Raw genomic sequence first — 10,417 nt, 5'->3', positions numbered from 1 at the left:
GGGCCGCCCCCGAGGCTTATTTCTGGATGCGGTAGATGTCCTTGGCATACCAGTCGTTCATCACGTTCTCGGTCGGCAGGCCCTTGATGTCGTCGCGGATCATGTCGACCTTGGAATATTGATAGACCGGGACCAGCGGCATGTCCTCGGCCAGGATCTTCTCGGCCGCGGTATATTGCGCGTTCGGGTCTTCCGAGGTCTTGGACTGATCCATCAGCCTGTCGAATTCCGGGTTGGAATACTTGCCGTAGTTCATGCCCGTGCTGCGGAAATAGTCGAGGAAGGTCGAGGCCTCGTTATAGTCGGCGCACCAGGCATAGCGGGCCATCTCGAAATCCTGCGACTGCATGCGGTCGGTATGCACCTTCCATTCCACGTTGTTCAGGGTCAGCTCGACGCCGATCTGCTTGTAGAACTGCTGCGCGGCGACGGCGATCTTCTTGTGGTTCTCGTCGGTATTGTATTGCAGGGTCAGCTTCAGCGGCTTGCCGGGGCCGTAGCCGGCCTCGGCCAGAAGCGCCTTGGCCTTTTCCAGCCGTTCGGCCTGGGACCAGCCCGCATAGTCGATCTCGGGCATCTGGAAGCCCTCGATGGCCCAATGCGACCAGTTATAGGCGGGCTTCTGGCCGCCCTGCAGGATCTGGTTCACCACCACGTCGCGCTGCATGGCATAGCTGAGCGCCTTGCGCACCCGCACGTCCTTCAGCGCCTCGGGGCCTTTCTCGCTGACGTTCAGCAGATAGGCATAGGTGCAGGAATAGGGAATCGAGATCGCCTGGTCGGGAAACTGCTCCTTGAGCCGCGGATATTGCCCGGCGGGGATCTGCACCCGGTCCAGCTCGCCCGCCTGATAGCGGGTCAGCGCGACGTTGTTGTCGTTCACCGTCAGGCCCTTGATCCGCTCCATCACGACATTGGCGGCGTCCCAGTATTCCGGGTTCTTCTCCATGCTGATCTGCACGCCCAGGTCGTGGCTTTTCAGCACATAGGCGCCGTTGCCGACCAGCTTGCCGGGCTGGGTCCAGTTGTCGCCCTCGGCCTCGACGACCTTCTGGTTGACCGGGAAGGTCGAGCCATGCGTGACCATCTTGGGGAAATAGGGCGTCGGCGTGGAAAGCCTGACCTCCAGCGTGTGGTCGTCCAGCGCCTTGACGGCCAGTTCCTCGGGCTGCTTCTCGCCCTTGACCACGGCGCTGGCGTTCTCGACGTTCATCAGCTCCATGAACCAGGCATATTCCGAGGCGGTCTCGGGATTGGCGAGCCGCCGCCAGGCATAGACGAAATCGCCCGCTACGACCGGATCGCCATTCGACCATTTCGCCTCGGGGCGCAGGTGGAAGGTATAGGTCAGCTTGTCCTCGGACAGGTCGAACCCGCTCGCGACGCCGGGGACCGGCGCGCCCTTGTCGTCCTCGTTCAGCAGGCCCTCGAACAGCTGGCGGATGATGTCCGAGCCCTCGACATCGGTGTTCTTCTGCGGGTCGGCGGTCTTGATCGCGTCCAGCAGCCAGAAGGTATAGGACTGGTTCTCGGCCAGCTTCTCGCCCTCGGCGGGCTGGACCGCCAGTGCGGGCAGGGCCAGGCCTGCAACCAATGCGGTCGTCAGGAACAGTCGGGTCATGGGGCACCTCTCTGATGATGCATAGCGCGGTTCTTGTCGTCCGTGCCGCGCGGATGATCGAAATTGAGCACAAAACCTGTAAGACAGCAAGTGCGATTTCCGGCTTTCGCAGCGCCCGCCCATGTGAAACAAGATCGACATGAGCAGCGATCCGTGCATCACCCTGGTCACCGGCGGCGCCCGTTCGGGCAAGTCCGCGCTGGCCGAAACCATCGCGGCCCGGCACGAGGGCGCGCGGATCTACATCGCCACGGCCGAGGCCCGGGACGACGAAATGACGCAGCGCATCGGCCTGCACCGCGACCGGCGGGGCAGCGGCTGGCGCACGGTCGAGGAGCCGCGCGATCTGGCGGGCGCTCTGGCGCGCACGGACGGGCAGGGCGCGCGGCTGGTCGTTGAAGCGCGAGCATCCCGACGGCGGGCGTTACGCGCAATATCTGGAGCAGGCGGCGCTGGCCTTTGGGCTGAACGTCGCATGCGGTATCGAGGTGCTGGGGCTGGAGCCGCAGGGCGAAGGGTTCGTCCTGCGCACGGATCGCGGCGAGATCGGCGCGGATTTCGTGATCTGGGCCTGCGGGCAGTTCGGCACCCCTTCGGATGGGGGGCTGATCGGTGCGGAACTTGCCCGCCATTACGCCGCGGTCGGCCGTTGGCAGGATGTGCCGGGCGACGAGGTCTTCGTCATCGGCGGCTATGAAAGCGGCATCGACGCGGCGATCGGGCTCGCGCGCGCCGGCAAGCGCGCGACGGTTCTGGAGCGCGGCGCGCCCTGGCAGGACGGCGACAAGGACCCCAGCCGCGCCCTGTCGCCTTTCACCCGCCAGCGGCTGGCTCCGGCGCTGAAGGGCGGGGCGATCACGCTGGTCGAAGGCGCCGAGGCCATCGCGCTGGAGGCCGAGCCGGGCGGCATCCGCATCCTTGCCGGCGACGGGCGCAGCTGGCTTTCGGCCCATGCGCCGATCCTGGCCACGGGTTTTGCCAGCGGCACGGGGCCGGTCTCGGACTGGTTCGACTATAATGAGTCCGGCCTGCCGCTGCTGACGCCGCAGGACGAATCCACCGAATTGCCGGGCCTGTTCCTGGTCGGGCCGGAAGTGTCGCATAATGGGCATCTGTTCTGCTTCATCTACAAGTTCCGGCAGCGTTTCGCCGTGGTCGCCCGCGCCATTGCAGGACGGCTGGGCGCTGAGACCGCGGCGCTGGAAGCCTATCGCGCCAACAACATGTATCTGGACGATCTGGCCTGTTGCGATGCCGACCAATGCCTCTGTTGAGGCCCGTCCCCGCGCAACCGATCCGGCATTTTCCACGACAGAGACGAAAAGATGGCCTTATTCCTGACCAACAGCCTGGGCGGCGAGAAACAGCCCTTCATCCCCCGCAATCCGCGCGAGGTCCGCATCTATGTCTGCGGCCCCACCGTTTACGATTATGCCCATATCGGCAATGCCCGCCCCGCCGTGGTCTTCGATGTGCTGGTGCGGGTGTTCCGGCTGTCCTATCCGCAGCAAGCCCTGCTGGCGATGACCACGGCGGCGCGTAATGCGCCGCTGATGCTGGCGGTGACGGCTGTCGCGATCCCGGACCAGCCCTTGACCCTTGCCACCATCGTCATTGGGATGCTGGTCGAATTTCCCCATCTGACCGCGCTGAAGCAGGTCCTGCTGGCACGACGCCACCGGAAAGGAGCCACCCCATGAGGCCCGGCAAACCCGTGGACCAGATCCCCGTTTTCCTGCTCACAGGCTTTCTCGGCGCGGGCAAGACCACGCTTCTCAACCGCATCCTCGAGAACCCGAGCTTCCAAGACACGGCTTTGATAATCAACGAGTTCGGCCTGGTTTCCGTCGATCACGATCTGATCCGCGAGGGGCGGGAGCGGCCGGTGGTCACGACCACCGGCTGCATCTGCTGCACCGTCGGCAGCGACCTGCGCTCGTCTCTGGATGAGTTGCTTATCGGACGCCGCGACGACCGCCTGCCGCCGTTCTCGCGGGTCATCGTGGAGACAACGGGGCTGGCCGATCCCGCACCGATCATCAACAGCCTGATTCCGGGCGGGGTGGCGGCGCTGTCGCTGCGCGACCATGCGGTGGCCCGCGCCTTCCGCCTGTCGGGCGCGATCGCGGTCGTCGATGTCCAGGGCATTGGCGCGGCGCTGAAGAGCCACTCCGAGAGCCTGCGCCAGATCGCCTCCGCCGATCATGCGGTCCTGACCCGGACCGACGCGGCCCCGGCGCATGGCTGGCCCGAAAGACTGCGGACGATCAACCCCGCCCTGCGGGTCCATGATGCGGCGGCGGCGGATTTCGATCCGGCGCGCCTGCTGGCTCCGGGCAGCTATTCAGCTTTCGGCAAGGGCGAGGGCGTCGAGGCCTGGCTTATGGCCGAGACCGATCATCACCACGACCATGGAGCGGATTTCCACAACCTGAACCGGCACGGCAACGTCGTTGCGATCCCGCTGATGCATGATCAGCCGCTGGAGCTGGGAGCGCTCAGGCGGTTCCTGATCAAGCTGACCTCGACACCGGGGAATGGGATTTTGCGGATCAAGGGGCTGGTCGCGCTGCAGGATGATCCTGCCGCCCCGGCCGTGGTCCATGCCGTGCAGCATCGGCTTTATCCGGTCGCGCGGCTCGACGCCTGGCCGCAGGGGCAGGCATCGAGCCGCCTAGTGGTGATCGGCACCTATCTGGACGAGGCCGCGATCCGCGCGGATTTCGATACGCTGGCGGGCAAGCCGCAGCCCTTCCTGGCATCAGTCCTCGATGCGTTCAAACACGGCGGGGCGTGAACAGCTTCTGCGCTATCCGCTCCTGACCTGAATCGGTGCGGTGGCTATCGGTGCCACAGGGCAAAGGGACGATTTCCATGTCGCCCTGGAAGGCGGCTCCACTCACGATGGCAGGGGCAAGACCGCGTTTCATTGTCCCTATTGCCATGGCTACGAATTGGGCCGTGGCCGGATCGGGGGGCTACCGGAGTCGCAGTTCGGCACCGCCCTGACCAGCCAGATGAGCGGCGCGCCGGGCACGACCCCTGCCAGCTATCTGGAAGGCGCGCGTTGCGAGCGGGCCAAGGCGCTGCTTCTGGACTGCGACCTGCCGCTGAAGGCCATCGCCTTCCGCTGCGGCTTCACCTCGGACGAGCAATTGCGCAAGGCCTTCCTGCGCCGGTTTTCGCTGACGCCGCGCGACTATCGCGACCGCTTCAGGACGTCGCGGCCGGCCTGAAGGGCGCATTGCAGGACCGGGCGGCTTACCGCTGCGACAATCGCGCCGTGCTTGCCGGCCAGGGATCGTCGAAGGCTTCGCCCGCCCTCCAGGCCGCGACCTCTGCAGGGGTGCAGAAGCAGCTCCTGACCGCATCGGCGAAGTCCGCAAGCCCGTCGCGATCCCCGATCACGGTCAGCCGGCAGCGCCGGTCGCCGAACTCGGGCGACATGCCGGCAAGGCGGCGGCGCATCTCTTGGCGTTCCTCGGGCAGCAGGTTGAGGCTTTCGTCCTCCAGCGCCGCGATCTTCCAGTAATTGACGATCTCCAGCCCGATGCTGCCGGCGGTCTGGTTCCACAGCAGTTGCAGCCGGTCGCGCGAAGGCAGCCAGAAGAAGCCCTTGCTGCGATGGATGCCGTTGCCGAGGGAATGGTTATAGACCTTCCACAGCCTTTGCGGGTGAAAGGGGCGGGGGTCCGCGATCACGATGCTGCCGAGCCGGTAGCCTTCGGCCCCGGACATCGAGGCGGTGCCGCGGCCGCGGTCCCAGTCGGTCAGTTCCGCCCCCAGGGTGGCGACGCGCGCATGGTCATAGGGCGGCAAGGCCAGCACATCGGCCAGCCGGACATTGCCCCATTGCATGCCCATGATGTCGGCGAAGGGGTTGAGCGGGTGGACGGCCTGCGCGACAGTGCGCAGCGTCTCGCCGCACACCCGGTCCATCTTGCTCAGCAGGATGCGGCTGGCGAACATGATCTGCTCGGCCAGCAGGTTCTCGATCCCGCGCCGGCCCTCGGCCAACTGGCGCGAGGCGGCGGGCAGGATGGCGCGGCCCAGGTCGTGGTCCTGCGCCAGCGTCACCGTGTCCACCACCGACAGGAAGCCGTGCAGCCGCAGGGCGGGATGCGCGCGGATCGCCTCCAGAAGCGGCCAGGGATGGGTGCTGCCCGAGGTTTCGATCAGCACATGGGTGGCGGCCCCCTGCGAGATCACCCTGTCCACGGCACGGGCGAACTGCTCCAGCCCCTGCGCGCCGCTGATGCTGCCGGCCGGAATGGCGGCAAAGCGCGGGTCGCGGCGCGAGATCACCTCGCTGGTGTCGAGGATCGCGCCATCGATGTCGAGTTCGCCCATCTCGTTGACGATGACGCCAAGCCGCACGCCCGGCATGACCCGGGCCTGCACCAGCAGGCTTTGCAGGAGCGTGGTCTTCCCGGCGCCGAGAAAGCCGTTGAGGATGGTGACCGGAACCTGCGGCATGGTGTTCGTCCCGAATGAAAGCGGATCAATCGGCGGCGAGCTTGCCCGCGGCCTTGCGGAACCATTCCAGCGTGCGCGCATGATGGGCCTCGCCCCAGCGGTCGATGAATTTCTGGGTGTGGAAGTCGTGCCTGTCCTCAAGCGCGGCGATGCGCGCGGCCACATAGCCCGGTGTCAGCGGGATGCGGCATTTGACGGTGATGCAATGTTCCCATTCGTCATAGGTTTGCGGAATGTAGTTCATCGAAATCCTCATGCGGGCGTTGTGGAAAGCGCGGCGGATAGCGGGTCGTCGCGCCACAGGGCAACCGAAGTCAGGCCGAGGCCACCGAGGCGGCGCAGAAGCCCGCCATCGGGGGAAAGATCGCAGGCCACCTCTGCCAGCCGGCCGGGATCGCGCAGGCGAAGCCCGTGCCGTCCGTTCCGCGTCTCCAGCAGGGCGTCGGCGCCCTCGGGGACGGCGCCCGCCCGTTCGGCCAGGATCAGCTCGGGCTCTCCGGTCCGGGTGCGGTGCAGGAAGCCGGACATGATCGCAGCGGCGTCAGTGGCGCCTTCGCCGACCGTCACCTCGATGCCGGCCGCGCGCAGCCGGGCGAAGCCGCCGCCGTCCACGCGGGGATCGGGATCCTGCATCGCGGCAACGACACGGGTCACCCCGGCAGCAATGATCGCATCGGCGCAGGGCGGCGTCCTGCCCCAATGGCAGCAGGGCTCCAGCGTGACATAAAGCGTGGCTCCGCGGGCCGCCGCCCCGGCGCGGTTCAGCGCGAGCCGCTCGGCATGGGGCCGTCCGCCCGGCTGCGTCTCGCCTTCGGCGATGATCGTGCCGTCTTTCACGATCACGCAGCCCACGGGCGGATTGGGCCAGACATGGCCGCGCATCCGCCGGGCAAGCGCCAGCGCCCGCCCCATCCAGAGCGCATCAGAGCTGGGTTGGATTGGGCGCATCGCCATAGACCTCGGCAGGATCGAAAAGCTTTTCGGACTCGGTGAAGCGCAGCTCGGGCGCACCGACCCCGCCCAGCGGCACCGCGCGATAGAAGCAGGAGCGATAGCCGACATGGCAGCTTGCGCCTCCGGCAACCTGCACCCGCAGCCAGATCGCGTCCTGATCGTCGTCGATCCGCATCTCGACGATCTTCTGGATCAGGCCGCTGGTCACGCCCTTGTGCCACAGGCGTTGCCGCGAACGGCTCCAGTAATGCGCCTCGCCGGTTGCGATGCTGCGCGTCAGCGCCTCGGCATTCATCACGCCCATCATCAGCACCTCGCCGGTCGCGGCATCCGTGGTGACGACCGGGATCAGCCCGGCGGCATCGAATTTCGGAGCCAGCGCATGGCCTTCCTCGACCTGCGCGACGGTGAGGCGGGGAGAAAAGAGGGGCATCGTGTTTCCGTGCTTGAATTACGACGAAGAGGGCATGCGCGAGGAATGGTGCCCGGTGATCAGCCAGGCCCCGTCGATTTCCTCGAAGGTGAACAGGTAGCGGGCCGGCAGCGTCTGTTCCGCGCCGTCGCGTTCGAAGGTGAAGATGTAATGCCCGCCGACAACCACGGTGCCCAGCTTGTGGCTGATACGCTTGCGCAGCGTGTCGATACGACAGCGCAGCTTGGGATTGGCGAGGAAGCTTTCGAAATAGGCCCGCCGTTCGTCGGCATGGCCGCCGATCTCATCCGCCATCGTGGGGACAAGAATGGCGTCGCTGGCGTAAAGAGCCAGCAGATCCTCCAGCCGGCCCAGGGAAACGACCTCGGCCCATCGCATCAGGGCCTTGCGCACCTGGGCCAGATAGGGCCCTGCGGCTGCCTTGAACGACGCATCCTCTCTGACGCGGCTGGTCGTCACATCTTCCAGCATGGCTTCGCTCTCCTTGCTGCCGTTCGCTTGCGAGGCGGCGGACCGCGTTCGGCGCCTTGGTCGGGAGGAGCGGAAAACGGCATTGCAGGCCTCGGTGATTCTGGTTATTTGAGTAACGTAATAACATTACATTTACGAGGACGCCATGCCACTCAGCCAGCCAACCCGCGACAATCGCCTGCCCGTCACCGTCCTGTCCGGCTTCCTCGGCGCCGGAAAGACCACGCTGCTGAACCATATCCTGAACAATCGCGAGGGCCGCCGCGTTGCGGTCATCGTCAACGACATGTCCGAGGTGAACATCGACGCCGATCTGGTCCGCGACGGCGCCGAACTGAACCGCGCCGAGGAAAAGCTGGTCGAGATGACCAATGGCTGCATCTGCTGCACCTTGCGCGACGACCTGCTGCAAGGGGTGCGCAAGCTGGCCGAGGAGGGCCGCTTCGACTATCTGCTGATCGAGGGCACCGGCATCGCCGAGCCGTTGCCCGTCGCCGCGACCTTCGATTTCCGCGACGAGAACGGCGACAGCCTGTCGGATGTCTCGCGTCTCGACACGATGGTCACGGTCGTCGATGCGATCAACCTGACGACGGATTTTGCCAGCGACGATTTCATCGCCGAACGCGGCGAGAGCCTGGGCGACGAGGATGAGCGGACGCTGGTCAACCTGCTGACCGACCAGATCGAATTTGCCGATGTGGTGGTGCTGAACAAGGCGACGGATGCGGGACCCGAGAGGCTGGACCGGGCGCGCAGGATCGTGCGGGCGCTGAACCCGGACGCGAAGCTGATCGAGACGGATTTCGGCCGTGTCGATGCCGATGCGATCTTCGATACCGGCCTGTTCGATTTCGACCGCGCGCATATGCATCCGATGTGGGCGAAAGAGCTCTACGGGTTCCGGGATCATGTGCCCGAGACCGAGGAATACGGCATCTCGTCCTTTGTCTATCGGGCGCGGCGGCCGTTCCATCCCCGCAAGATCTACGACCTCTTCAACGGCGAGTTGCCGGGCGTGATCCGGGCCAAGGGGCATTTCTGGATCGCCTCGCGCCCGAACTGGGCGGTGGAGTTCAGCCTGGCCGGCGTCGTTTCCTCGGTTGTGCCGCTGGGCGGCTGGTGGGCCTCGGTGCCGCGGGAACGCTGGCCGACCCATCCCGACAGCCTCGCCGAGGTGGCGAAGCATTGGGAGGAACCCTGGGGCGACCGGCGTCAGGAACTGGTGTTCATCGGCGCGGGCATGGACCCTGCGGCCATCACCAAAGCTCTGGACGACGCCCTGGTCGACGCCTGGGACTTCACGCCCGAGGCCTGGGCACGGTTGCCCGATCCCTTTCCGCAATGGGGGCAGCGTCGCGTCGCCTGAGCGCGGCGGCTGACAGAAAGGACGAAGGGCAGGGGCAGGGCTGCTGCCCCCGTCCACAAGAGGAACCATACAGTAAGGAGAAGCCGCTGCATGACCGAGACCGTTTCCGTAACTTCGCAAGGAGCATCCCCCGATCAAGCCGAGGCGCGGGAAATCCTCGAATCCGACAGCGGGCTGGCTCTACAGCAGGTTGTCCAGCCAGGGGTCGGGGCGGCGATCTGGCGGCGCAGCCTCTCGTCCGGCTTCGCGGAATGGATCGGGAACATTCCGGCCGGTCAATTGCCGGCCTTGCGGGCGCTTGTGGATTTCCGCGCGGTCGAGGGCTGCATTCATGCCGCCTGCGACCTGTCCGGGCTGCCCGCCGGGACGATGCGCGACCTGCTGGCCAGCGATATCGGGGCGCTGGCGCTGATGTTTGCCCAGGTCGTGCGCAACCCGCTGATGCATCTCCGCTTCGAAGCCGTGACGACGGATGCCTGCCGGAAATTCCATGTCGACCAGATGCCCGCGCGCCTGCTTTGCACCTATCGGGGGCCGGGAACGCAATTCGGGCTGCGGGACGCAAGCGGGCAGGTCGTGCCGGCCGGCAAGATGCGCAGCGGAGAGGTCGCGATCCTGCGCGGGGCGCTGTGGCCCGGCGAGGAGGTCACGACGCTGCTGCACCGTTCCCCGCCCATCGCCGGAACCGGCGAGGTGCGGCTGTTCCTGGCCCTCGACCCCGCCGTGGAACCCGCCGCCGAGGCGCGGAGGCTGCATTGATGCGCGGCAACCTTGCCACCTCGCTGCGCCGCCGCCGCAGGCCCTGTCCGATCGAGCAATACGATCGCCTGCCGCCCGAGTTGCGCCGCTGGCTGGCGCAGGCGGCACTGCCCTGGAGCCCGGTTTCGGCGCTGCGCCTGTGGCAAAGGCTTGTTCGCGAAGCGGCCGGCAATACTGAGGCTGTCTGCAGACGGCTGGACATGATCGAGGCGGGAATGCTGATGCGCGACGCGCCGCGGATATGGGGCTTTGCGACGCCCGCCGCGCGGACATGCCCGCCCGGAGCCATGGAAGAGAGGGTTGAGCCTGCCCGGTAAAGGGCCGGGCGGGATGA

Annotated in this window: 13 protein-coding genes and 1 pseudogene; 8 read left to right on the top strand and 6 right to left on the bottom strand. The window is 66.4% G+C overall.

The features are described 5' to 3' along the window. Positions 1 to 16: 16 nt before the first annotated feature. Complete coding sequence (locus tag BLT64_RS03685) at positions 17 to 1,621, bottom strand: peptide ABC transporter substrate-binding protein (RefSeq protein WP_011747887.1); 1,605 nt, start codon at positions 1,619 to 1,621, stop codon at positions 17 to 19. A gap of 139 nt (positions 1,622 to 1,760) precedes the next feature. On the opposite strand from BLT64_RS03685, the pseudogene BLT64_RS03680 reads away from it, so the two are divergent. The 5 genes and pseudogenes from BLT64_RS03680 to BLT64_RS27275 all read left to right on the top strand — a co-directional run. Beyond that, positions 1,761 to 1,958, top strand: a pseudogene (locus tag BLT64_RS03680) (bifunctional adenosylcobinamide kinase/adenosylcobinamide-phosphate guanylyltransferase); the annotation flags it as partial. A 58-nt stretch (positions 1,959 to 2,016) separates the two neighbouring features. Beyond that, the gene (locus BLT64_RS03675; RefSeq protein ID WP_011747652.1) at positions 2,017 to 2,895 is read left to right on the top strand and encodes an NAD(P)-binding domain-containing protein; all 879 of its coding nucleotides are present in this window, start codon (positions 2,017 to 2,019) and stop codon (positions 2,893 to 2,895) included. A 51-nt stretch (positions 2,896 to 2,946) separates the two neighbouring features. Beyond that, a complete protein-coding gene (locus BLT64_RS27720) occupies positions 2,947 to 3,321 on the top strand; it encodes a nucleotidyl transferase family protein (RefSeq protein WP_011747653.1) in 375 nt (124 codons plus the stop codon). After that, on the top strand, positions 3,318 to 4,418 hold the full coding sequence (locus BLT64_RS03665) for a CobW family GTP-binding protein (RefSeq protein ID WP_011747654.1): 1,101 nt from the start codon (positions 3,318 to 3,320) through the stop codon (positions 4,416 to 4,418). The genes BLT64_RS27720 and BLT64_RS03665 overlap by 4 nt, the downstream gene beginning before the upstream one ends. A 40-nt stretch (positions 4,419 to 4,458) precedes the next feature. Continuing rightward, the gene (locus BLT64_RS27275; protein WP_011747655.1) at positions 4,459 to 4,857 is read left to right on the top strand and encodes a helix-turn-helix domain-containing protein; all 399 of its coding nucleotides are present in this window, start codon (positions 4,459 to 4,461) and stop codon (positions 4,855 to 4,857) included. A 25-nt stretch (positions 4,858 to 4,882) separates the two neighbouring features. Here the strand turns inward: BLT64_RS27275 and BLT64_RS03655 are convergent, their stop codons facing one another. From BLT64_RS03655 to BLT64_RS03635, 5 genes are read right to left on the bottom strand one after another with little or no spacing between them, the layout of a single operon-like run. Then, positions 4,883 to 6,097 carry a CobW family GTP-binding protein gene (locus BLT64_RS03655; protein ID WP_011747656.1) on the bottom strand — a complete coding sequence of 405 codons (1,215 nt, stop codon included), beginning with the start codon at positions 6,095 to 6,097 and terminating at the stop codon, positions 4,883 to 4,885. Between the two features lie 25 nt (positions 6,098 to 6,122). Next, positions 6,123 to 6,341 carry a hypothetical protein gene (locus tag BLT64_RS03650; protein ID WP_011747657.1) on the bottom strand — a complete coding sequence of 73 codons (219 nt, stop codon included), beginning with the start codon at positions 6,339 to 6,341 and terminating at the stop codon, positions 6,123 to 6,125. Positions 6,342 to 6,349: 8 nt separating this feature from the next. Then, on the bottom strand, positions 6,350 to 7,045 hold the full coding sequence (gene ribD, locus BLT64_RS27810; protein ID WP_371862686.1) for a bifunctional diaminohydroxyphosphoribosylaminopyrimidine deaminase/5-amino-6-(5-phosphoribosylamino)uracil reductase RibD: 696 nt from the start codon (positions 7,043 to 7,045) through the stop codon (positions 6,350 to 6,352). Then, positions 7,020 to 7,484 carry a phosphoribosyl-AMP cyclohydrolase gene (gene hisI, locus BLT64_RS03640; protein WP_011747659.1) on the bottom strand — a complete coding sequence of 155 codons (465 nt, stop codon included), beginning with the start codon at positions 7,482 to 7,484 and terminating at the stop codon, positions 7,020 to 7,022. The genes ribD and hisI overlap by 26 nt, the downstream gene beginning before the upstream one ends. Positions 7,485 to 7,502: 18 nt before the next feature. After that, positions 7,503 to 7,955 (bottom strand): nuclear transport factor 2 family protein, encoded by a 453-nt coding sequence (locus BLT64_RS03635; RefSeq protein WP_011747660.1) that lies wholly within the window; start codon positions 7,953 to 7,955, stop codon positions 7,503 to 7,505. A 145-nt stretch (positions 7,956 to 8,100) separates the two neighbouring features. On the opposite strand from BLT64_RS03635, the gene BLT64_RS03630 reads away from it, so the two are divergent. The 3 genes from BLT64_RS03630 (at position 8,101) to BLT64_RS03620 (ending at position 10,400) form a co-directional block, all read left to right on the top strand. Beyond that, complete coding sequence (locus BLT64_RS03630; protein ID WP_011747661.1) at positions 8,101 to 9,324, top strand: GTP-binding protein; 1,224 nt, start codon at positions 8,101 to 8,103, stop codon at positions 9,322 to 9,324. Positions 9,325 to 9,414: 90 nt separating this feature from the next. Then, positions 9,415 to 10,083, top strand: coding sequence for a DUF1826 domain-containing protein (locus BLT64_RS03625; protein ID WP_011747662.1), 669 nt, complete (start codon positions 9,415 to 9,417; stop codon positions 10,081 to 10,083). After that, complete coding sequence (locus BLT64_RS03620) at positions 10,083 to 10,400, top strand: DUF6525 family protein (protein ID WP_011747663.1); 318 nt, start codon at positions 10,083 to 10,085, stop codon at positions 10,398 to 10,400. The genes BLT64_RS03625 and BLT64_RS03620 overlap by 1 nt, the downstream gene beginning before the upstream one ends. Positions 10,401 to 10,417 lie beyond the last annotated feature (17 nt).

Source organism: Paracoccus denitrificans, from assembly GCF_900100045.1.
In the GTDB taxonomy this organism is placed as follows: domain Bacteria; phylum Pseudomonadota; class Alphaproteobacteria; order Rhodobacterales; family Rhodobacteraceae; genus Paracoccus; species Paracoccus denitrificans.
Note: the sequence above shows the minus strand (reverse complement) of the source record. Positions and strands in the feature narration are given on the sequence as shown.